This window comes from Sphingomonas sp. S-NIH.Pt3_0716 (genome assembly GCF_003950715.1).
GTDB classification, from domain to species: domain Bacteria; phylum Pseudomonadota; class Alphaproteobacteria; order Sphingomonadales; family Sphingomonadaceae; genus Sphingobium; species Sphingobium yanoikuyae_A.
In genome coordinates this window covers 1-22,831 of record NZ_QLJK01000020.1, presented here as the reverse complement: position 1 = coordinate 22,831, position 22,831 = coordinate 1, and the positions used below count along the sequence as shown (strand labels likewise).

Annotated in this window: 13 protein-coding genes; 2 read left to right on the top strand and 11 right to left on the bottom strand. The window is 66.4% G+C overall.

Annotated elements, in window-relative coordinates; all coding sequences use genetic code 11:
• Nucleotides 1–4 precede the first annotated feature (4 nt).
• Complete coding sequence (gene hutU, locus BRX37_RS16355; RefSeq protein WP_125988253.1) at nucleotides 5–1,672, top strand: urocanate hydratase; 1,668 nt, start codon at nucleotides 5–7, stop codon at nucleotides 1,670–1,672.
• 19 nt (nucleotides 1,673–1,691) lie between these two features.
• Here the strand turns inward: hutU and BRX37_RS16350 are convergent, their stop codons facing one another.
• The 7 genes from BRX37_RS16350 to BRX37_RS16320 form a co-directional block, all read right to left on the bottom strand.
• Nucleotides 1,692–2,702, bottom strand: coding sequence for a family 8 glycosyl hydrolase (locus BRX37_RS16350; protein WP_125988251.1), 1,011 nt, complete (start codon nucleotides 2,700–2,702; stop codon nucleotides 1,692–1,694).
• Nucleotides 2,692–3,156, bottom strand: coding sequence for a cellulose biosynthesis protein BcsD (gene bcsD / locus BRX37_RS16345; protein ID WP_069338408.1), 465 nt, complete (start codon nucleotides 3,154–3,156; stop codon nucleotides 2,692–2,694). Before bcsD ends, BRX37_RS16350 begins: the two co-directional genes overlap by 11 nt.
• Nucleotides 3,156–6,530, bottom strand: a complete 3,375-nt coding sequence (locus tag BRX37_RS16340) for a cellulose biosynthesis protein BcsC (RefSeq protein ID WP_125988249.1) — start codon at nucleotides 6,528–6,530, stop codon at nucleotides 3,156–3,158. The genes bcsD and BRX37_RS16340 overlap by 1 nt, the downstream gene beginning before the upstream one ends.
• On the bottom strand, nucleotides 6,527–10,903 hold the full coding sequence (bcsA, locus tag BRX37_RS16335; protein WP_125988248.1) for a UDP-forming cellulose synthase catalytic subunit: 4,377 nt from the start codon (nucleotides 10,901–10,903) through the stop codon (nucleotides 6,527–6,529). Before bcsA ends, BRX37_RS16340 begins: the two co-directional genes overlap by 4 nt.
• Nucleotides 10,900–11,619, bottom strand: coding sequence for a ParA family protein (locus tag BRX37_RS16330; protein ID WP_017499185.1), 720 nt, complete (start codon nucleotides 11,617–11,619; stop codon nucleotides 10,900–10,902). Before BRX37_RS16330 ends, bcsA begins: the two co-directional genes overlap by 4 nt.
• Nucleotides 11,619–11,966: a hypothetical protein gene (locus tag BRX37_RS16325; RefSeq protein ID WP_010339105.1), complete on the bottom strand. Its 348-nt coding sequence runs from the start codon at nucleotides 11,964–11,966 to the stop codon at nucleotides 11,619–11,621. Before BRX37_RS16325 ends, BRX37_RS16330 begins: the two co-directional genes overlap by 1 nt.
• A 192-nt stretch (nucleotides 11,967–12,158) precedes the next feature.
• Nucleotides 12,159–13,331: an FAS1-like dehydratase domain-containing protein gene (locus BRX37_RS16320; protein ID WP_037521545.1), complete on the bottom strand. Its 1,173-nt coding sequence runs from the start codon at nucleotides 13,329–13,331 to the stop codon at nucleotides 12,159–12,161.
• A 295-nt stretch (nucleotides 13,332–13,626) separates the two neighbouring features.
• Between BRX37_RS16320 and BRX37_RS16315 the strand changes: the two genes are divergently transcribed.
• On the top strand, nucleotides 13,627–15,207 hold the full coding sequence (locus BRX37_RS16315; RefSeq protein ID WP_125988246.1) for an ABC-F family ATP-binding cassette domain-containing protein: 1,581 nt from the start codon (nucleotides 13,627–13,629) through the stop codon (nucleotides 15,205–15,207).
• Here the strand turns inward: BRX37_RS16315 and nagE are convergent.
• The 4 genes from nagE to BRX37_RS16295 form a co-directional block, all read right to left on the bottom strand.
• On the bottom strand, nucleotides 15,204–16,883 hold the full coding sequence (gene nagE / locus BRX37_RS16310) for an N-acetylglucosamine-specific PTS transporter subunit IIBC (RefSeq protein WP_125988244.1): 1,680 nt from the start codon (nucleotides 16,881–16,883) through the stop codon (nucleotides 15,204–15,206). The genes BRX37_RS16315 and nagE overlap by 4 nt on opposite strands.
• The gene (gene ptsP, locus BRX37_RS16305) at nucleotides 16,880–19,348 is read right to left on the bottom strand and encodes a phosphoenolpyruvate--protein phosphotransferase (protein WP_125988242.1); all 2,469 of its coding nucleotides are present in this window, start codon (nucleotides 19,346–19,348) and stop codon (nucleotides 16,880–16,882) included. The genes nagE and ptsP overlap by 4 nt, the downstream gene beginning before the upstream one ends.
• Nucleotides 19,345–21,621: a beta-N-acetylhexosaminidase gene (locus BRX37_RS16300; protein ID WP_125988240.1), complete on the bottom strand. Its 2,277-nt coding sequence runs from the start codon at nucleotides 21,619–21,621 to the stop codon at nucleotides 19,345–19,347. Before BRX37_RS16300 ends, ptsP begins: the two co-directional genes overlap by 4 nt.
• Before the next feature lie 130 nt (nucleotides 21,622–21,751).
• The gene (locus BRX37_RS16295) at nucleotides 21,752–22,756 is read right to left on the bottom strand and encodes a TonB-dependent receptor domain-containing protein (protein ID WP_318276720.1); all 1,005 of its coding nucleotides are present in this window, start codon (nucleotides 22,754–22,756) and stop codon (nucleotides 21,752–21,754) included.
• Between the last annotated feature and the right edge of the window lie 75 nt (nucleotides 22,757–22,831).

Sequence of the window (22,831 nt, the reverse complement as noted above, 5' to 3'; positions counted from 1 at the left end):
CTCCATGACCCGCATCGACAATAGCCGCATCATCAAGCCCGCCACCGGCACCGTTCTCAGCGCCAAGAGCTGGCTGACCGAAGCGCCGCTGCGCATGCTAATGAACAATCTCCATCCCGACGTCGCCGAGCGGCCCGAGGAACTGGTCGTCTATGGCGGCATCGGCCGCGCCGCGCGCGACTGGGAAAGCTATGACCGGATCGTCGAGACGCTGAAGCGGCTGGAGGATGACCAGACCTTGCTGGTCCAGTCGGGCAAGCCGGTCGGCGTGTTCCGCACCCATCGCGATGCACCCCGCGTGCTGATCGCCAACTCCAATCTGGTGCCGCACTGGGCCAATTGGGAGCATTTCAACGAACTCGATAAGCGGGGCCTGGCCATGTACGGCCAGATGACCGCGGGTAGCTGGATCTATATCGGCACCCAGGGCATCGTGCAGGGCACCTATGAGACGTTCGTCGAGATGGGGCGCCAGCATCATGGCGGCAGCCTCAGCGGCAAATGGCTGCTGACGGCGGGCCTCGGCGGCATGGGCGGCGCCCAGCCGCTCGCCGCCGTCATGGCCGGCGCGTCCTGCCTCGCGATCGAATGCCAGCCCAGCCGCATCGAGATGCGCCTGCGCACCGGCTATCTGGATGTCGCGGCCGCGACGATCGAGGAAGCCATGGCGATCATCGAGAAGAGCTGCGCCGACAAGAAACCCGTCTCGGTCGGCCTGCTCGGCAATGCGGCGGAAATCCTGCCCGACATGTTCGCGCGCGGCATCCGCCCCGACCTGCTGACAGACCAGACCAGCGCCCATGATCCGGTCAATGGCTATCTGCCCGCCGGCTGGCGCGTCGCCGAATGGATCGAGCGGCGCGAGCGCGAACCCGAAGCGGTGGCGAAGGCCGCCAAGGCCAGCATGGCCGTCCATGTCCGCGCCATGCTGGATTTCCAGGCTGCCGGCGTCCCCACCACCGATTATGGCAATAATATCCGCCAGATGGCGAAGGACGAGGGCGTGGACAATGCCTTCGACTTCCCCGGCTTCGTCCCCGCTTATATCCGCCCGCTCTTCTGCCGGGGCATCGGCCCGTTCCGCTGGGCGGCGCTGTCGGGCGATCCGGAGGATATCTACAAGACCGACGCCAAGGTGAAGGAACTGCTGCCCGACAACGCCCATCTCCACAACTGGCTCGACATGGCGCGGGAGAAGATCCACTTCCAGGGCCTGCCCGCCCGCATCTGCTGGGTTGGCCTGGGCGATCGCCATCGCCTTGGCCTCGCCTTCAACGAAATGGTGGCGAAGGGCGAACTCAAGGCCCCGGTCGTCATCGGCCGCGACCATCTCGACAGCGGATCGGTCGCTTCCCCCAATCGCGAGACCGAAGCGATGATGGACGGGTCGGACGCGGTCAGCGACTGGCCTTTGCTCAACGCCCTGCTCAACACCGCCTCGGGTGCGACCTGGGTGTCGCTGCACCATGGTGGCGGCGTCGGCATGGGTTATAGCCAGCATAGCGGCATGGTCATCGTCGCCGACGGCACGGCGGAAGCGGCCGCGCGGCTGGAACGGGTGCTGTGGAACGATCCGGCAACCGGCGTGATGCGCCATGCCGATGCGGGCTACGAAATCGCGCGCGACTGTGCCCGTGACAAGGGACTGGATTTACCGGGGATATTGGGCTGAGCCGTCGGCTCAGCCTCGATCAGGCGAGCTTGCCGGCCAGCATCTGCAAGGATGCGGCATAATAGTCGGTCGACAGGCCTGCCGGTTGCGGCAGGCCCATGATCTTGCCGGCAATCGCCATGCCGCCCGCCGACAGGGCATAGGGCGCGACCTCCCCGGACTGGACATCGACCCAGGCCGGGATCGGCTGTTGCCGGGTGACATAGCCCTGCCAATAATCCCGGATCGGCTTCAGCAGCGCAGCCCGGCCCCCGGCCTGGGCGTAGAGCGGCACGCGGATCGCATCGAAGCCGAAACGAGCGGGCTTGCCCACGGCCGGCACGACCATGTCATGCCCCGTCACATCTACCCAGTCGGTCGGCAACTTGAGCGGACCGAATTGGGCTGCCGCCATCAGCGCTTCACTATCGCTGATGATCCGCCCCCAGGCCGCCTCGCCCTCCAGGCGACGGAAGGCGTCAAGTGCAGGCCAGACGAAATAGGAAGGGTTGAGCGTCACCGCCTCTGGCGTGACGAAGCCCTGAAGGCCGGGCAGCAGCAATTTGCGCCCATGACGTTCCAGCACCAGATGCTGGCGGATGGCGGCACGGATCTCCGCCGAACGACTGGCATATCGCCCCTCGCCCCAGCTTTTCGCGGCTTCGGCCAGCGCCCAGGCGATGAACAGGTCGCCATCGGTCGCATTATTGGTGTCCGCCACCGGATTGGGCTGCCGCGGGTCATAGCGCCAGGCGTAAAGCGCCATGTCGGGCCGGACCAGGTTGCTATCGGTCCAGCGCAGGATCGCGTCGAACGCTTCCCGGTCATCGTTCCACAATGCCAGGCCCAGGCCGTAACCCTGTCCCTCGCTATGGCTGACACCGCCATTGCCATTGTCGATGATGCGGCCGGACGGGTCGAGGAAGGCGGCCTTGAAACGGGCCCAGTCGCCATTGGTCACGCTGCTGCCCCGCGGCTGACGCGCCTTGGCGCAGGCTGCCGTGAAAACCAGTCCCATCCCCACCAGCAACGCACGCCGGTCAACGCCCATGGCGTATTTCCATGATGCCGTCGCGCCATTGCAGCACGGATGTATGCAGGTCCGCGCCGCCGCCCAGCGCCCGAAACCAGGCGTCATAGGCGCCACGCAGCAGCGGCGGCGCCATGTCCGCCCAGCGGCCATCGACATCGCCCTGGAGCGTTTCGGGCACACCGACATGCTGGATCATGATTGCATCGTCCGTCATCCGCAATTGCGCCTCACCCCAGCCCAACGTCCGCCACAGCCGGTTGATCCGCGCCATCAGCGCATCGCCGTCCGAAATGTCGGCGACCTGAAGCAGGGACGCGATGCGCCGACCGACCGCGCCGAAAAAGGCATCGGCCTGACCACGGGTCGCGGTGCCGAACACCTCGCTGCCGATCATCGCGGTCAGCAGCGACAGCCCGTCCATCGTCCACTGATCGGTTTCGGCGGGCTGATATTCCACGGCTTCCCGGATCATCAATTGCCTCCCAGAGACTGTTTGATCCCAATCAGCGACTTGAACTCGTCATAGCTGCCGAAGGTGTTGATGCTTATCTCACCGCCGACCCGCGTGCTGGGACTGACACGATAATAGATCGAGCCGTCCGCCGAAAGGGCAAAGCCGGTCTTGCTCAGGCTGTCATAATAGGAGCGCACGTCGCTGTTCTGGGCCTTGAGGCCATCCAGCACCGCCTGTGCCGCCGGATCGGTCGGATAGACGTTGACCTGATCCTGGCTGTAGCTCTGATAGCCAGGCGCCACGCCGGCCTTCACCTCCAGCAGGTCCGACGCATAGGCATAACGCACCGGCAGGCTGATGCTGAAGAAGCTCTGCGGGCTGAAATAGCCACCAAAGCCATAGGTGAAGTAGTTCTGATTATTGTCGAAATCCTGATAGTTCACATTGACGCCGCCGGTGATCGACGAGCGATCGCCGCGATAGAAGGGCAGATAGCCACCGACATTGGCCTGGAAACCATGGTTCTTGCGGACGTCATGCCCGGCATATTTATAATAGGACAGGTCGCCATAGACCCCCGCCCCATCCTGATCATAGGAGAAGGATGCGCCACCACCGGTCCGCATCACCTGGCCCCACATCGCCCCGGTCACGGGATCGCGTGTGCCAGCATAGGACAGGACGCTGTCGGTCACCGGCTTGCGCTCGAACCAGGCGCGGGCCGTCGCATAGGGCGAGAAACGCGGGCTGATCGCCGCATGCCAGGTCACGTCGCTATCCTCGAAACCGAGCGGCGTGACGCCAGCCTCCAGCTTCAGCAGCGGCGTCTCATAAGCAGCCGACAGCGCCACGCCGGACGCATGCTGGGTATCGGCATCCACCAGTGCGGACTCCTCCTGATCGACGATCCCCTGCGCTTCGGGCGTCGCATTGCGACCGAAGCGGGCAAGGCCCGACCGGCTGGGACGACCGGCATCCAGCACCACGGCTTCCGCCCTCGCCTTGATCCGCCCGTTGCCAAGGCTGGTGGACACTTCGGCCGATCCGGTCAGTTCCTTGAGTTCGCTCAGGCCCGCTTCACCCGATCGCTCGCGATAGCCGGTGCGCAGTTCGGCGCGTGGGCCGCTGTCACGGGTCAGGGTGCGGATCTCGGTCTGGATGCGGTCCATCACCGGATCACCGCTTGTCATCATCGATCCGCCGGGCGCAGATGCCGGTACGCCAACGGCAGGATAGCCGCCCGGCATCGGCGCGGACTGGGCCACGACAGCGGGCGGGAAGCCACCCGTTTCACCAACCTGCGGCATCGGCGCGAACGCCATGCCTGCCGGTGACGGCGCCTGTCCGGCCAGCCGCGCGCCCGATCCCAGCGCGAACGGATTGACCGCCGCCGGAGAGGCCGCAGCCGACTGGTTACGGAACGGGTTGTTGCCCTGCATCGTCGCAGCAAAGGGGTTGCTCGCAGTGACATTGCCTGCGCCGCTCTGCGCGGCATAGACTTCCTTCGCGCGCTTCAGGTAGCGCAGCGCGGCGCCCTCGTCGCCCCGCGCCTGCTCCATCCGCGCCGCCGCCATGTAGATCTGATAATCATTGGGCGATTGCTGCAAGGCGCGCTCGATCGTGGCGCGTGCCAGATCCTTGTCGCCCGCTGCGCCCGCCGTCTCGATCAGGCCCATCAGCGCGCCCTTGTCATTGGGCGACTGGGCCAGGACCAGTTGGTAGGTCTGGGCTGCCTGGGCCGGCATACCACCCGACTGATAAAGCCGTGCCAGCGCGGCCAGCACTTCCTGATTGCCCGGCGCAGCGTTCCACGCGCCCTGCAGCAGGTCGAAGGCCTGGGCGTTCTGGCCTGCGAGCCGCAGCCGATCGGCCTGCGACGCCGCCATGATGCCGTTCATCCGCGCGACGACACGCTGGCCGTCGGGCGTATTGCCCGCCAGTTGCGCGGCGCGCTGCACGGCGCTGGTGGCAAAGGCATCGCGCCCGGTCTTGGCCAGCACGCGCACGATCGGTTCATAGCCGGCCGGGTCGGTGATGGTCCCGGCGGTCAGCGCCTGCTGCGCCAGTTGCGCCGCCCCTTCCCGGTCACCCAGTTCGAACATCGCATCGGCCACCGCAGCCTGCTTGGTCGGGTCGATGCCGGGCGTCGCGGCCAGTTGGCGCAGCGCCATCAGCGCATCGGCCTGCCGCCCCTGCGCGGCCATCGCCTTGGCCCGCTCGATCGCACCGTCCACCTTCAGGCCGACGGCGAAATTGCGCATCTGTTCGGTGCGCTGCATTTCGGGAATGCGCGCCATCAGCGTATCGGCGGCCGACGCCCGGCCGCGATCGGCGTTGAGCAGCGCAGCGGCATAAAGCCAGTCGGGATCACTCGACGATCCCAGCGAGTTGATCAGCGATTCCGCCTCGGGCAGGCGCTGGCGCTGGATCAGATAGCGGGCAAATTCATAACGGATCCACGGATCCTGCTGGTCCAGCAGCAGGCCGGAATGAAATTCCTGTTCGGCGGTGACATCATCGCCGCGCGCAGCCGCGGCACGGGCGCGATCGCGCGCGGCCCGGCTCGCCAGCCGACCATCGGACTGCTTGGCCCCTTCATTTGCCTGCCGGTAGAGGTCTGCCGCATCGGCATAGCGCCCCTGCCGCTCATAGATATCGGCCAGCAATTCGAGCGCCGGGCCACGCTGCGGATAGCCGGAACGGACCAGCGCCTCGGCATCGGCCTGCGCTTCGCCAAGCCGCCCCTGCGCCAGCGCCGCACGCGCATCGGCCAGCCCGCCAAAGAAGCGGGCGGAGGCCAGCGCCTGCGCCCATTGGCCCGCCGAACCGCGCTGCGACGCCTGATCGAGCAGGTCACGCGCTTCGCCAAAGCGCCCCTGGCGCAGGCGCACCAGGCCAAGACCGCCCAGCGCGTCGGCATCATTGCGATTGGCCGCCACGGCGCGCTCGAACGCACGCTCCGCGCCATCCAGATCATTGGCGTCGAGCGCCTTGAAACCACTCGCGCGCGACGCGCCGCCGCCAGCATTGCCGCTTGGGCGCGCTGCTTGCGTCCGATTTGCCGCCAAGGGGGCCGCAGCCGGCGTGGGCGTCGGGCGTGGCGTCGCTTCGGCGCGCCGTGCCGGCGTTGGGGCAGGCGTGGGTTTCGGTGCCGGCTGTGCCTTGGGCGGCGGGCCGGCCAGCCCCTTGCGCGCTTCGGCATTATTGGGATCGAGCGCCAGCGCCCGGCGATAGGCCTGGTTAGCGAGATCCTGTCGCCCCTTGGACTGCCAGTAACGGCCCTGCTGGATCAGCGGCGCAACGCCCGGCACATCGGCCAGCGTGGGCATCGGCGCCATGCAGGCCAGCGCCAGGGCGGCGCATGTGACACGCAGACGGAGGGTGCGGCTCATGCCTCATCCTCCTTGCTCAGGCGGCGGCGCTGCTGCCGGCTGAGGTAGAGATAGAGCGGTCCGGCGAGGATGAGCGCCGCGAGCAGGCCGCAGGCGGCCATCAGCAAAGGACGCTGGCTGAGCCAGAAAGCGGCCTTCATCCAGAAGGGCAGATAGCCGACCCAATAGCCGGGCCCGACGGCGAAACTGCTCATCCCGTCGCCGCTGGTAACGGCCAGGTCGCCCTGGATCTGGGCGTTGATCTTGGCATCGGCCATGCCGCCGACCAGGTCGGGCAATGCGCGCGGATCGTCCGCCAGCAGGGCCACGACGCTGCGACCACCCTCGAATGGGGATTCGAAGCCGACAATGCCGGCAAAGCCGCTGGACGAGGTGACGAACGCGTCCGCTTCGCCATCCCCCGATCGGTCGAACGGCGAGAAGAAAGCGAAGATGCGCTGGATCGGGCTCATCTCCGTCACCTGCAGCCGGCCATTTTCATAACGGACCGGTGCGCCCGCGAAGAGCTGGTCGGAACCCGCGACGCTGCTGCCACCGATAACGATGATGTCACGCCCCTGCAGTCGCTCGCCATCGACGGCGTTGGCGACGACGACCCCGGTCACTGGCGCGCCGGTGGAATCGCCCATGCGGCCCATCAGCACCAGGAAGGCCTCGACCGCTCCGGCCGAAGGCTGACCACCCATCAGCACCGTGGTCTCCGACAGGTCGGGACGAATGGTGAAGGGATAGCCGGCGCCCGCAAAGGTGGCGAGATCGGGCATGTGCAGCGCGTGATAGGCGCGGCTGAGGTCGATGCTGCTGCTCGGACGCACGCTGACCCGGACATTCTCGGGCAGCGTCCCTTCGCATTTCTTCTTGTCGGCAATGATCAGATTATAGTCGAAGATCAGCTCGTTCTGGCCGAACAGATTGTAGCGCGGCAGCACGATCGAGGCGCTGGAATCGTTGGACGATGCGCCCTGCGCCCCGAACAGGCTGTCCCACCAGCCCGCCCCGGCGAGCGGCAGCGTGCGCAGATATTGATTGTTGATCGAGACATCGAGGCGCGAGGCACGACGATCGAGCCATTTGGCCGCCGGATAGCGATAGCGCAGGTCGAGGCGACCGCCCTGGCGCGGCCAGAAGAAGAGGTCGGGGGCGACCCGGAAGCGCGCCGACAGCGGGCCAGGCGGCAGGCCCATGCCCTGCAGCGCATTGGCATCCATGATCTCGCCCAGCTGGACCGGGCGGTCGGTGCGCAGCCAGCGCGGCGCGGCATAGCGCGCATAGGTCGGGATGCGGACGCCGTCGAAATTCATCCGCGCGCCGCTCAGCACACCGCGACCGCTGGCGATCGCCGCAGCGGCCAGCTTCAATTCGCTGGCGTTGCGGCCCATCACCACCAGCAATTCGCCGAACGTGTCGCGAGGATTGCGGATGACCGTCGCGCTCGGCCCGGTGATCAACAGGTTGAGGCCGGCGATCGGCCGGTCGGGCGTCGCGAACAGGATCGCGTTTCCGGTCGGGATCTGGTTGTAGACCGGCTTGAACGAAAAGCCGCGATAGCTTGCCTGGGCGCCCAGCCAGGAGGCAAGGCTGGCGGCCGCCTCCAGTTCACCTGCGCGCGGCGTGCCGGCGAAGACGAAGGGCAGGCGCAGCGGCAGATTGTCGTGCCGGTCGAAGAAGGGACCGGGCAGACGGCCCAGATCCGGCGCCATCGGCAGCGTCTGGACGCTGAGGTCGAACCAGGACCGGACATTGCTGATATTGGCCCAGAGCGAACTGTGGAACGGATCCTCGCAATCGCGCGCATAATGGCCGACCAGGCGCAGGTTCAGTTGGTTGTCGCCGGGCAGGAACAGCGCCGGATTGACCGGAATGGTGATGTTCTGGCCACCGGATTCCGCCGGGGTCAGGCGAATGGTGCGGACCACTTCGCCGTTCAACAGCACGACCAGCTGGCTGAGATCGCCGAGCATGGCCGGCGACCAGGCGAAGTTCAGCGTCAGGCTGCTGTCGGTCACCACCTCGTTGCGGCGCATGCCGAAGGGAATGCCGATTTCGCCGCGCGTGCCGGCCAGGCGGATCGGCATCTTGACCTGCAGGTCGCGGAAGCTGAGCCGCTGCTTCTGCACGCCCGCCGCGGTGGCGGGTGCCAGCGTCGCGGCAGGTGCCTGTGCCGCCTGCGCGAAGGCGTGACCGCTGCCTGCGAGCAGCAGCGTCCCGATCGCGGCCAGGCCCAGCAATGCGGCCGCAGCCTGCTTGGCGGCTTTCGCCGCGGCGGCCAGGCGAACGGCCTTCTTCTGCTTGCGGCGCTCCGTGCGGTTGAGGCGGAACAGGCGCTTGAGGGTCATATAGTCGACCACGATGATATCCCAGAGAGAGTGCAGGGCCGAAACCGGCTTGCGGGGGGCAGCGGGCTGCCAGGCATCGGCACGGCCCATCACCGCGCGGACAAGGTGACGCGAAGAGATCATGTCCAGTTCCTGGAAGCGCAGATTGACCTCGCCCCGATCGAACCGGACCATTTCGACCGGGATCGTCAGCTTCTCGTCACCCATCGGCAGCGACATATAGGCGACGCGCCGGTCGCGCAGCGGGAAGTCGGGCGGCACGGCGATCGCCGCGCCCCCCATCGAAATGTCGATCGTCGTCGCGTCGATCACATAGCCATCGGCCATGTAGAGGGTGACCGGCAATTCGGTGACGATGCGGATATATTCGCGCGCCTGCCGCGTCTCGCGCGCGACCGAGACGGCGGCGATCAGGATGATCAGGCTGAACACGGCCCAGACGACGTTCAGCACCAGCGTATCGGTCTGGATGTTGAACAGATGCGGGAAGAAGACCCGCTTCACGATCGCCAGCCCGATGCCGAAGATGATGAGGCCGATGCAGATCAGGTGCGGGCGCACCGTCGATAGGTCGAAATAGGTCCGGTCGAGCAGGCTGCCCTTGTCCGTCACGTTGAACTTGCCCTTGCGCGGCTGGAAGAAGGTCATGACCGTGGGGCGCGCGAGGTGGAAGGCCAGGATCGTCTCGTAGATTTCGCCCCAGAACGGTCGGCGATCCCCGCCCTGCGTGTTCGCCGACGAGGTCATCGAACAGACCAGATGCGGCAGCGCATAGGCGAAGATCAGCGAGGCCGAGGCATGGATGATGTTCTGGCCGAAGATCAGATAGGCAAGCGGGCTGGTCAGGAAGACGATGCGCGGCAGCGGAAACTGGAAATGCAGCATCGCATTCAGGTAACAAAGCCGCTGCTGCCAATTGAGGCCGCGCCCGAACAGCGGATTGTCGATCCGCAAGATCTGCGTCATGCCGCGCGCCCAGCGGATGCGCTGGCCGATATGCAGCACCAGCCGCTCGGTCGCGAGACCGGCGGACAGGCGCGCGCCGATATAGGCGGTATTCCAGCCCATGCGCTGCAACTTCAACGCGGTATGCGCGTCCTCGGTCACCGTCTCGCCGGCAAAGCCGTTGGTCTGGGCCAGCGCATCGCGGCGGATGACGGCGCAGGAACCGCAGAAGAAGGTCGCGTTCCAAAGATCGTTGCCGGACTGGACCGCACCATAGAACAGGTCGCCCTCGCCCGGCAGGTCGCGCACCGTGCCCAGGTTGCGCTGGGCGGGATCGGGCGAATAGAAATGGTGCGGCGTCTGCATCAGCGCCAGCTTGGGATCCTGCTGGAACCAGCCGACGGTCATCTGCAGGAAGGCGCGGGTCGGCACATGGTCGCAGTCGAAGATCGCGATCAGTTCGCCATTGGTCTTCTTCATCGCGGCATTGAGGTTGCCGGCCTTGGCATGAAGATTGTCGCCGCGGGTCAGATAGCCGCAACCGGCCTGGCGCGCGAACGCCTGGAACTCCGGGCGGCGGCCGTCATCCAGGATGAAGACGCGGAAGCGATCGGCCGGATAGTCCATGTCCATCGCCGCGAACACGGTGTTGCGGACGATCTCCAGGCTTTCATTATAGGTCGGGACATAGACGTCGACGCTGGGCCACTGATCGGGCTCCCCCTCGATCTCGACAACTTCGCGGTCAAGCGGCCAGCCGGTCTGCAGGAAGCCCAGCACCAGGATCAGCCAGGCATAGACTTCGGCCAGATACAGGCCCGACCCCAGCAGAAATTCTGCCAGGGTGCCAAACTCCAGCGTCTCGGTGGTTCGCCAGAACATGTAGCGGGTCGATACGATCATCGACAGGATCGCGAGCACCAGAAGTGCGCGGCGGCTGCTCATGCGCCCCAATATGGTCGCGCCCACAATGGTGATGCCGGCAAAGATCCACTGCGCTTCCAGGTCGAGCGGCACGGTGATCGCCAGCAGGGCGAACAGCCCGGCCAGCACCAGCAGTCCGTTGCTCAGGATCGCCTGCCGGGCCTTCACGAAGCAGCCTCCTCGGCCGCCTCGACCAGGCCAGCCGCCTGTTCCACGGTCGTTACCAGCCTGCGCAGATCGTTGAGCGCCACGCTGGCCGGCGCGAAGCGGGCCAGCGGCTCGAACATCGCGCTCGCCTCGTTCACCGCCTCGTCACGGCGGATCGTGCCGAGCAGCTTGCTGCCGAACAGTTCGCGCAGGAAGATATGGGTGTGGCGCGACAGGCGATGGGTATCGTCCAGATGGTTGAGCACGAACCCGGTCTTGGCGAGATCGATCGTCGCCGTGCCCGGCTCGACCTTGGGCAGGGCCGCCAGCGATCCGGGACGCGGATGCAGGGGGCAGACATGCAGGGCGGCATGCGGCAGCAACATGTCCTTGGTCTCGCGGTCACCCGCCGCGACATCGGCAATGAAGATCTTCTTGCCAGCGAATGGCGAATGATCCGGCTTGCCCAGCAGATCCTGGAAGGTCGCGTCACGGCGCAGGCCATAGGCGGAAAAGAGCGCGACGCCCGACACCGCGATCTGGTCGGCGCTGCCGTCGTTCAGTTCCGGCAGGCCCTGGGCCGGGGTCAGGCCGAAATAGAGCTTGAGAGAATCCTGATAGGTGAAGTCGAGCGCGCTGACATCATGCCCACGCTGCGCCAGATGGATCGCCAGTTGGGCCGCGATGAAGCTGGTGCCGACGCCGCCCTTGGGCGAATGACAGAGGATCAGCGGCATCAATAATCTCGCTTGTCGGGATCGTTCGACAGATGGCCCAGGAAATCGCGCAGATTGCCGCGCGGCGCAGCGGATGGCGGCGCGTCCTGATAGGCGTCGAACATGCTGGTCACATTGGCGCGGGGTGCGGGCGCATGTTGCTCGGGCTCGGCGCGGCGGATCGCCAGCACGGCTTCGGCCTCGCGCGCTTCCAGTTTGGACAGGGGGCGTCCGACCACGCGCGGGTCGGTCAGCAGGGCCTCGAAGATCGGCCACAATTCCATGTCCGCGAAACTGTCCGCGAACTCGCGATAGCGAAAATCCCGGCGCCCCAGCCGGGCCAGAAGGCTTTCTGCGTCGGAGCGCATGGCCCTGTTCTCCCTGATATCCAAGGAAAACCTAGAGTAAAATGGTTAACAAAATCTTTAGAAATTCGAAGAAGTTGCGGCATTGCGGGCGCTGCGTGCGACGCACCGTTCGTCGCACGCAGGAAAATCCCCTTTTTGCTTCAACATCTTGGCACCGCGAGCCGCAAAAGCGCGCCGCGGCCATTGCCGCGCTTATTTGCGCGGCAATGCAACTTCCGCCTTGGCGGTCGCCAGGGTCGTGCCCAGTTGATTGACCATGCGGCAGTCGATCTGCACCACGTCGCGACCGTCATCGTCAACGAACTTGTCGACCACCGTGCCGGTCATGATCGTGATGTCGCCGGTGAAGGCCGGCCCGCGATAGGAGGCGACCGAATGGGTCACCATGCCCCATTCGCCGGCCCAGCCCGCCAGATAATCGACGATCCAGGCGCCCATCGACGCGCCATAGCCATAGGCCCGCGGCATGCCGATGAAGCGGGCCCAACGCGGGAAGAGATGGCCGCGCGATGGCCCGAAATAGGCGCCATCGGTCAGTTCCGGATTGATCCGCTCCATCACCGGGTCATTTTCATGCCCCGCCATTTCCTTGACGAATCCCAGCGCCTCCATGTCGAGGTCGGTGCGCCGGTGCGTGCCGCCCCAGATGGTGAAGAGATAAGCGCGCCATTCGGTGGTGAAGCTGGCAATGCTGTGCGGGCCGATGACGCGCTCGGGCAGCGCGGCGCCGATCTGGATATCGTCCCAATAGCGTTTGCCATGGCCCAGTTCATGCAGCATCTGCACCCAGTCGAACTTGCGATCCTGGATCTGGGCCAGTTCCTCGTCGCTCCACACCGGATCTTCGGTGCCCTCGACCACATCGGTCGTCTTCTCGCGCCCCGCCTCGGCCAGATAGCGGATCGAGGTCGAGCGTTGCTTGGCGATCAGTTCGCCATTCTGGTTGTAATAATTATTGTCGCCGCGCTGGAAACAGGTCGGCCCGGCGAACTTGGTATCCTTGACCGTATAGTCGAACGGAATACGCTCATTATGGACCAGGTCGCCGCCCTGGATGCGCGGGCCATAGAACCACCATTCGTCGCCGCCGAACAGCAGGTGCGAATTGGGGATGGCCCCCACGCAGGCCGGTCCGGCGCCATGGCCGTCATCCATCGTCACGGCAAAGCTCTGCGGCGCGACCAGCCGCCCCCAACGCCCTTCGGCGGCATAATCGGCATCATAATGCAACAGGTTGGGATAATGCATCGCCTGCGCCCAGCGGCGGATATCATTATTGTGGATCGGCTCGCGCATCCGCGCAGGCTGCATCGGCTTGCCGAGATATTGGTCGATGTCCGAACAGTCGAAGACGGCTATGCTCATGGTTCCCCTCCGAGGAAATCTTTGTTCCGCCCTGCCATGGCGGAGCAGCGCCCGACGGCACAAGTCCATGGCCGGCGACAGCATGCGCACCGACGAGCGGGAACATCCCGCCAAGCCGCAGAAAAGCGCGGTTTTTCGCCGTTTATCGCGATGCCGATGTTTGTCCTGTGCCGCCCGGCGCTTGAACAGGACATCGATCGCAGCTAGATTGCCGCCGCAATTCACAAGAAAAGAGACCGTGCCGTGGATTTCAACCTGACCGCAATGCCGATCTGCAACGCTGCCAGGGAAATTCATGCTCATGCCCGCCATATCCTGTTCCAATCTCGGCTGGACCACGCCTGACGGCCAGTCCGTCCTTTCCGGCCTAGACCTTCGTTTTCAGAGCGAACGCACCGCCCTTGTCGGCCGCAACGGCGTCGGCAAGACGACCTTGCTGCGCCTGATCGCCGGCGATCTCACCCCCAGCAGCGGCAGCATCGCCGTGCAGGGCCGGCTCGCCCGCCTGCGCCAGGCCGTGCAGTTCGGCGCGAATGAGCGCATTGCCGATCTCTGGGGCGTCGCCGATGCCATCGCCCTGTTGCGCTTGGCCGAAAGCGGCGACGCCACGGCCGAGCAACTGGCCGATGCCGACTGGACGCTGGAAAGCCGGATCGACGCCGCGCTGGAGCGGGTCGGACTCGCTGCCGGGCCGGATACCCGGCTTTGCACTTTGTCGGGCGGCCAGCGCACCCGCGCCGCGCTTGCCGGCGCGATCCTGGAAGCCCCCGATTTCCTGTTGCTAGACGAACCGACCAACAATCTCGACCGGGCCGGGCGCGCGGCCGTCGCTGAACTGGTTGATGGCTGGCGCGCCGGCCTGATCCTCGTCAGCCATGATCGCGAGCTGCTGGAGCGGGTCGACGCGATCGTCGAACTCACCGGCCTCGGCGCCCAGCGCTATGGCGGCAACTGGTCCCATTATCGCGAGCGCAAGGCGGTCGAACTCACCGCCGCCGCCCATGATCTCGACATCGCGGAACGACAGGTGAAGCAGGCCGCGCGCAAGGCCCAGGTCGCGACCGAGCGCCAGCAGCGACGCGACGCCGCCGGCGCCCGCAAGGGCGCGCGCGGCGACATGCCCCGCATCCTGATCGGCGCCCGCAAGAATCAGGCGGAGGCATCCTCCGCCGCCGGTCGCCATGTCGCGGAGCGGCTGCGCACCGAGGCGGAGGATCAGGCGCAGGCTGCACGCGGCCGGGTCGAGATATTGGAGCCTATCCGCATCACCCTGCCCTCGACCGGCCTTGCGCCGGATCGGATCGTCCTGCGCCTCACCGATGTCAGCGTCGGCCATGATCCCGCAACGCCCTTGCTGGCGCATGTCGACCTTCTGGTCGAAGGGCCGGAACGGATCGCCATCACCGGACCCAATGGATCGGGCAAGACCAGCCTGCTTGCGACCATGGCCGGCACATTGCCACCGCTCGCCGGGCGGATCGACCGGCCGGTGCGTCACGCCGTGCTCGACCAGACCGCTGCGCTACTCGATCCTGCGCTGTCGATCGCGGACAATCTCGCGCGCCTACATCCCGAACTGGACGAAAATGGCCGTCGCGCCCTGCTCGCCCATTTCCGCTTTCGCGGCGATGCCGCGCTACAGCGGGTCGGGAGCCTCAGTGGCGGGCAGATGCTGCGCGCGGGCCTGGCCTGTGTGCTGGGCAGCGCACCGCCGCCGCTGCTGATCCTCGACGAGCCGACCAACCATCTCGACCTCGAAGCGATCGAGGCGGTGGAGGCTGGGCTGCGGGGCTATGACGGCGCCCTGCTGGTCGTCAGCCATGACGAGCGCTTCCTCGACGCGATCGGCATCACGCGCCGGATCGCACTCGGCTAGGCAGCCCGCAACGCATCCGCCAGTGGCTCTGCCTGATCGCCTAGGATCAGGTGCAGCCAGCCATCGGCCGATGCCGGCAGCACCCAGGCCTTGACCCCGGCGCCCTGCAACGCCGCCGCATCCACGGCAGCGGGCCGATCGACGCGCACCAGCAAACGCGTGCCGCGCGGCTCGACCGCGCGCACACCCGCACCCTTGAGCAGCGCGACCAGATCGGACGTGCCCGCGATCGGCGCCGGATCATGCCCGGCCAGCGCGCTGCGGATTTCCGCCGCGACCTGATCGGCGATCGGCCCCAGCACCACCTGGAAGCCGCCGTCGCGCAGGCGGACGATGCCCCGCGCGCCCAACGCCCGCAGCCGCGCCTCGTCCGCGATTGCGCTGTCGCCCAGCACCAGCCGCAGCCGGGTGGTGCAGGCATCGACCGATCGGACATTGACCTTCCCGCCAAGCGCCGCGACCATCGCCGGCCCGCGCGCACCGGCCATGCTCGGCACGTCCCCGGCCGCAGCGGCGGGCTCATCCTCGCGCCCCGGCGTCTTCAGGTTGAAGCGGCGGATGCACCAGCTGAAGGTGGCATAATAGACAGCGAAATAGACAAGCCCTACCGGGATCAGCATCAGCGGCTTGGTCGCGAGGCCATAGTTCATCAGATAGTCGAACAGGCCGGCGGAAAAGCCGAAGCCCAGCTTCACGCCCAGCGCGTCCATGACGACCATCGACAGGCCGGTCAGCACCGCATGAACGACATAGAGGATCGGCGCCAGGAAGATGAAGCTGAACTCGATCGGCTCGGTTACGCCGGTGAGGAAGGAGGTGAGCGCGAGGCTGAGCAGCAGGCCGCCCACCCGCTTGCGCCGATCGGGCAAGGCGGTGCGATACATGGCAAGGCAGGCGGCCGGCAGGCCGAACATCATCACCGGGAAGAAGCCTGACATGAAGCCGCCAGCGGTCGGATCGCCCGCGAAGAAGCGCTTGATGTCGCCGGTCGCGCCATGGAAGTCGCCGAGCAGGAACCAGGCGACATTGTTGATGATATGGTGCAGCCCGGTAATCAGCAGCAGCCGGTTGAGCAGGCCATAGACGAACAGGCCGAGCGGCCCGGCGGCCACCACCCATTGGCTGAGGCGATCGATCCCCGCCTCGATCCAGGGGAAACCAAGGCCGAACATCAGCGCACCGAACAGGCCGGCCAGCCCCGCGACGATCGGCACGAAGCGCCGCCCCGCGAAGAAGGCCAGATAATCGGGCAGCTTGATGTCCGAAAAGCGGTTGTAGAGCAGCCCGGCGACGATGCCCGACAGGATGCCCGCGGGCACGGAGACCTTGGCGATTTCCTTGGCCCGCCAGGCGGCCTGCGCCACCTCCGCCACGTCGGGTGGCAGGACCAGCAGCACCTTCGCGCCCTCGGTCGTCACCAGATAGGCAATCACGCCGGCGAGGCTCGCCGCACCATGATTTTCACGCGCCAGGCCGACCGCGACACCGGCCGCGAAGAGCAGGCCAAGATTGGAAAAGATCGCGTCGCCCGCCGCCGCGATGAAGGGAATGGCGAGCATGTCGGGCTGGCCAAGGCGCAGCAGCAGCGCGGCGATCGGCAACACCGCGATCGGCAGCATCAGCGCCCGGCCAAGCGGTTGCAGCCGGGCCAGCAGAGTGGCAGGACGGAAGCTCATGCCAGGACTCCTTGGGCCATTTCGCGCACGGCGGCGGCGCTTTCGGCAGCGCAGGCGCGCTCCGCCAGGTCGATGCAGCGATCCATGTCGAGCGTGCGCACCACCGCCTTCAACCGGGCGATGGCAGCAGGCGTGGCCGACAATTCAGTGATGCCAAGGCCGATCAGGATCGGCGCGGCGAGCGGGTCGGAGGCGAGGCCGCCACAGACGCCGGCCCAGCGGCCATGACGCTGTGCGCCGCGGCCGACTTCGCGGATCAGGCGCAGCACGGCGGGATGCAACGCATCGATCCGGTGCGACACCGCCGCATTGCCGCGATCGACGGCCAGCGTATATTGGGTCAGGTCATTGGTGCCGACCGACAGGAAATCGGCCTCGGCCGCCAGCATGTCCGCCAGCATCGCCGCCGCCGGCGTCTCGATCATCACGCCCAGCGGCACCGCCACATCGATGCCCAGCGCCGCCTTCTCCGCGTCCAGCATCGCCTTCACCGCGCGATAGTCGGACAGGTCCACGATCATCGGCAGCATGATGCGGCACTGGTCCGCCGGCACGGCGCGCAGGATCGCGCGCAACTGCACCTGCATCAGGTCCGGCCGGGCGAGGCTGAGGCGTACGCCGCGCAGGCCCAGCGCCGGATTTTCCTCGGCCGCCATCGGCAGATAGGGCACCGGCTTGTCGCCGCCGATGTCGAGCGTGCGGACAATCAGCGGCCGATCGCCCAATGTCGTTGCGATACCGGAATATATTTCTCGCTGTTCGGCCTCGTCCGGCGCCTCCGCCCGTTCCAGAAACAGGAATTCGGTGCGCAGCAGGCCGCATCCCTCCGCTCCGGCCGCCACGGCGGCGGCGGCATCGGCCTGCGATCCCAGATTGGCGAAAATCTCGATCCGGGTGCCGTCCGCCATGCGGCAATCGGCATGGGCCTGTGCCCGGTCGCGGCCGCGCTGCTCGCGCGCCGCGGCGATCCGCTCACTGACCTCCGACAATGTGTTCACGCCCGGATCGGCATCGATCCGCGCCCCGTCCGCATCAAGAATGACCGTCCGCCCGTCGGCGATGGCCAGCACATCCCGGCCGGCAGCGACCAGCATCGGGATGCCAGCCGACGCCGCGAGGATCGCGACATGGGAAGTGGGACCGCCGGCCGCCGTGCAGATTCCGGCCAGACGGTCCCTATCGAGCGCCAGGAACTGCGAGGGGAGCAGATCCTCAGCGATCAATATGCTTTGAGGGGGCAGCGGCGGCACCGCGATAGCCTCGGTGCCAAGCAGGGCGGCGATCAGCTGCCGCTCGATATCGACAAGGTCGGCGACGCGCTCCATCAACAGCGGATCTCCGGTCGCACGGATCGCCTCGGCCGCCTGCGCGGTCGCATGGCGCCAGGCAAAGGCCGCGCTGCGCCCGGCATCGATCTGATGCCCGGCTGCCTCGGCCAGTTCCGGATCGGCCAGCAACGCGCGATGCGCCGCGGCGATCTCGGCGGCCAGCCCATGGCCGGCCGACAATTCGGCATCGACCGCCGCCATCGCGCGGGCGAGCGCGGCATGTTCGACCGCGCCGCCCTGCCCGTCGCGTGGCACATCGACATCGGCGACGCGGAGCTGCACCACCTGGCCGATCGCCAGGCCCGGCGCGGCCGTCACTGGCCCATGCTGTGGCACGACCGGTGCCGGCGCGGGATGATCGGCCTTCGCCTCCTCGCCCAGCCCGGCCTCGATCAGCGCCACCAGTGCCTCGACCGCTGCGCGGGCATCGCTGCCCTCGCCCCGGACGATGATCTCATCGCCGCAGCGCACGCCCAGGCCAAGCAGTGCGACGGTGCTGCGCGCATTGACGCTCTTGCCGTCCCGCATGATCGACACCGGCGCGACGAAGGTGCGCAGCAGCGCCGCGATCCGCGCGGCCGGACGGGCATGAATGCCATGGGGGGCATCGACGCGCACGACCCGCTCATGGCTGTCACCTTCGCTGTCATCTTTGACCGCTCCAGGCGCCAGCGCCGTGATCCGCGCAACGCCATCCTGCCAGCCGACCAGCCGGTCAAGCGGCTCCAGCGACAGGGCATAACCCTCGCCCGCCAGCACCATCGGCGTGATCAGCGCCTTGGCCCCCTCGGCTACCGCATCGAGATCGAAGCCGATCAGCAGGTCTCCGGTCGCCACGGCATCGCCCGGCTTCACTTGCGGCGCGAAACCCTTGCCGCCCAGCGTCACCGTCTCCAGCCCGACATGGATCAGCAGTTCGGCGCCATTGGCCAGGCGCAGCGAGACCGAATGGCCGGTCGGCGCCACCGTCAGCACGGTCGCGTCAGCCGGCGCGCGCACTTCGCCTTCGATCGGGTCGATGGCAAAGCCCTCACCCATCATCCGCTCGGCAAAGACCGGGTCGGGTACGCTTTCGATCGGTGCCAGCCAGCCCGCCAAGGGCGCGCGCAACGTCACGCTGGCCATCATGCCGCTCATGGGATCAGTTCCACCTGCTTGATCGCCCATAGGGGCTCAACATCCTTCGCCGTATAGGTGATGCACAATGTTTCCTTGCCGCTGCGCGGCGCGATCGGCGCGACCAGCCGGGTGACTTCCGGATTGCCGACGGCCGGTGCCAGCGGCAGCACGGCGATGCGCTCGCCCTCGCAACCGCCGGCCCGAACCTCCACTTCGCCGGCCGGGGTCGCCGGGGCGCGGAAATGGATGGCGTCGCGATCCTTGCCGATCTGGAAATTGAACGGCAGCTGGCCGACATCGATCGCGATCCTGGTCGCGCCGCCGACCGGGGCGTCGGCATAGAGCCAGCAGGGCTCAAGGATATCGGTCAGGAAATGCGCCCGCTCGCCCTGCGCCGGGGCATCATCCTCCAGCGACAGCACCACCTTGTTGGCGCAGCTCGCCAGTTGCTCGTCGGTGCGGCGGCGCAGGAAGGACGCGTCGAGGCCGATGTCGATCGCGCCCGGCATCATCCCGCCGTGCCAGGCGGTGCCGGCGCGCAACCGGGTGCCGACCGGCAGGCTGAGGCCGTCCTTGTAAACCGGTGCGCGCGGCGTCACCGCGCTGCCGTCCAGCGTATAATGGATCGGGAAGCCGGACTGGCTTTCCAGCGTCACCCGCGTGTTCTTGTCACCCGGCGCATAGTCGGTCTTTGCCGTCACCGTCAGCGCGCTGATCGCGGGCTTCAGGCCCAGCGTCCCCATCCGCGTCATCTGCGGCACCAGCCGGTCCATGAAGCTGGCGAAATCATGGCTTGTTACCGGCGACCAGCCGATTTCGGCGACGGCGCTGCCGCGCGGAAATTGCTGCCACTGGGCGCGTTCCTCGGTGCGGACATGCTCGGTGAACAGGTTGCCCTGCAGCCCCAGAATATGCTGCTGCTCGGCGCCGCTCAGTCCTTCGGGCTCGGGATTGAAGTCATAGACGCTGTGCAGGTCGGACAGATGGCCACGCCCCGGCGGTTCCAGCGGCCCAAATCCCTGGCGATTGTCGAAATAGAGGATCGGGGCCGGGCTCAATATCGCGTCATGGCCCGACTTGGCGGCCGTCACCGCACCCTCGATCCCGCGCCAGGAGGTGATGGTGGCATGGGGCGAGGCGCCGCCTTCCAATATCTCGTCCCAGCCAATCGGCTTGCGGCCATGTTGCGTCAGGAAATCGTCGATGCGGTGCATGAACCAGCCCTGCATCGCGTCCTCACTGCCGATGCCCAACGCCTTCATCTTCGCCTGCATCGCTGGCGAGGATTTCCACTGGTCCTTCACCGCCTCGTCGCCGCCGATATGGATATAGGGCGACGGGAACAGCGCCATCACATCGGTCAGCACGTCCTCCAGAAAGCCGAAGGTCGCGTCATCGGCATTGTAGAGCCAGGGGAAAACGCCCCAGTCGGACTCGGTGCCCGGCGGGATCGCCACGCCCATGCCGAGCTTGGGATAGGCGCGGATCGCCGCCAGCGCATGGCCCGGCATCTCGATCTCCGGCACGATCATGACCTCGCGCGCGGCGGCATAGGCGACGATCTCGCGGATTTCGGCCTGGGTGTAGAAGCCGCCGACCTTGGGCAGCGGCGGCCCGCCGGGTGCGCCGGCGGGCACGCGCCAGGCGGAAATTTCCGTGAGGCGCGGATATTTGGGGATCTCGATGCGCCAGCCCTGATCATCGACCAGATGCCAATGCAGCCGGTTGAGCTTGTTGACCGCCATCCAGTCGATCAACTGGCGGACATAGGCAGGCGACTGGAAATGGCGGGCGCTGTCGAGCATCAGCCCGCGCCACTGGAAGCGCGGCGCGTCGGCAATCTGCATCGCCGCGACCGATACCGGGCCAGCAGCCTGATCCTGCGTCATCGCCTGCCACAGCGTCACCGCGCCATAGAGCAGGCCGGCATCGTCGCCGGCGGCGATTTTGACGCCCTTGTCGCTGACGTCGAGGGTGTAGGATTCCGCCGCACCGGTCTTCGCTCGGCGAAAGACTATGGCATTGCTGGCGTCACCACCCGTCTCGATCCGAGGACGAAAGCCCCGGCTGCGCGCGACCAGATCGGCGAACCGCTCGGCCGCGTTGCGGGCAGCGACATCGCCGGCAGGCACCCGGACCGGCGTAACGGATGTAATCTGGAAACTACCCTGCCCCTCGCGCATCTGCGCGGGCACCGGCAACAGGCGGGGCAGTTCGGCCATGGCCGGGGCGGTGGCGATGCCGGACAGCATCAGCGACGCAAGCAGCGTCAGGCGGCGGGCACGGATCACGAAACAGGCTCCCGAAAATAGCGTGCCCTTGCCGCGCCGCGCGGACGCGACAAGGGACGTGCGGCGGGCGGACGCTGTTGCGTTCCGTCCCGCCGTCTTCAAGTCATGCGCCTTCTGACAGGCGAGGCAATCAATAGTTGAAGTTCACCGTCGCCAGGAACTTGCGGCCCGAGCGATAGACGCCGCGCGGCAGCGCCGTAGTGTTGGCATAGGCATAATATTCCGCGTCGGTCAGGTTCATGCCCGACAGGGTGATGCCGATCTGCGGCGTGACATTATAGGTCGCCGACACGTCCAGATTGTCGGAGTCCCGCACGAACATATTGTCGCCACGGTCGATGCCGGTGAAATATTTCGACTGCCAAGTGTAGGTGGCGCGCAGCGCGACCGGGCCGCTTTCGAAGAAGGGGCTGACGCTGGCCTGATGCTTGGAATTATAGGGCAGCGCCTGGCCGCCTTCACCCGAACCGTCGGAATAGGTGTAGTTGGCCAATATGCCGAAGCCATAGGGCAGGTTCTGCTGATAGGCGACGGCAAAACCCTTCACCTCGGCCGAACCGGCATTGTAGGGACGGCTGATCTGATAGGTCGTCACCCGGCCCTGAGACTGGTTGAAATAGCTCTCGGGCGCCGTCTTCTGCAGGATATAATTGCTGATATCTTTGTAGAAGACTTCCGCCGACAGGATCGACCCCTGCTTGAAATACCATTCGACCGAGGCGTTGAGATTACCCGACGTATAGGGCTTCAAGTTCGGGTTGCCGCCACCGCCGGTCAGCACCGTGTCCGACAGCCAGAAATAATTGGTCATGTCGGCATAGTTGGGACGCGACATCACCTTGGCGGCGGAGAAGCGCAGGATCAGATCCTGCTGCGCGGTCCAGGCGATATTCGCGCTGGGCAGCCAGTTGTCATAGCTGCGCTTGGTCGTCTGCCAGGTCCAGTCGGCTGCGCTGTTGCAGGGCGCGCCAGCGTTGCAGACATAGCCAGCGCTGTCGGTCTTGGTATTCACATAGCGCACGCCAAAATTGCCGCGCAGCGTGCCGGTGTCGAAATTAGCCTGGGCATAGACCGCGTTGATATCTTCCTGGATGTTCCAGTTGCCGGCGGTAAATTCCGCCGGCAACTGGAACATCCAGGAAGATATCAACGCGGTCTATGCCCAGGCTACGATGCAGTGACCAGCAAGGATGAAGCGGACAGGCACCTG

Bases quoted from the DNA above. Each gene is read 5' to 3' on its own strand.
- hutU (WP_125988253.1), top strand. From the start codon at position 5: ATGACCCGCATCGACAATAGCCGCATCATCAAGCCCGCCACCGGCACC.
- BRX37_RS16350 (WP_125988251.1), bottom strand. From the start codon at position 2,702: ATGGGCGTTGACCGGCGTGCGTTGCTGGTGGGGATGGGACTGGTTTTC.
- bcsD (WP_069338408.1), bottom strand. From the start codon at position 3,156: ATGATCCGGGAAGCCGTGGAATATCAGCCCGCCGAAACCGATCAGTGG.
- BRX37_RS16340 (WP_125988249.1), bottom strand. From the start codon at position 6,530: ATGAGCCGCACCCTCCGTCTGCGTGTCACATGCGCCGCCCTGGCGCTG.
- BRX37_RS16330 (WP_017499185.1), bottom strand. From the start codon at position 11,619: ATGCCGCTGATCCTCTGTCATTCGCCCAAGGGCGGCGTCGGCACCAGC.
- BRX37_RS16325 (WP_010339105.1), bottom strand. From the start codon at position 11,966: ATGCGCTCCGACGCAGAAAGCCTTCTGGCCCGGCTGGGGCGCCGGGAT.
- BRX37_RS16320 (WP_037521545.1), bottom strand. From the start codon at position 13,331: ATGAGCATAGCCGTCTTCGACTGTTCGGACATCGACCAATATCTCGGC.
- BRX37_RS16315 (WP_125988246.1), top strand. From the start codon at position 13,627: ATGCTCATGCCCGCCATATCCTGTTCCAATCTCGGCTGGACCACGCCT.
- nagE (WP_125988244.1), bottom strand. From the start codon at position 16,883: ATGAGCTTCCGTCCTGCCACTCTGCTGGCCCGGCTGCAACCGCTTGGC.
- ptsP (WP_125988242.1), bottom strand. From the start codon at position 19,348: ATGAGCGGCATGATGGCCAGCGTGACGTTGCGCGCGCCCTTGGCGGGC.
- BRX37_RS16295 (WP_318276720.1), bottom strand. From the start codon at position 22,756: ATGTTCCAGTTGCCGGCGGAATTTACCGCCGGCAACTGGAACATCCAG.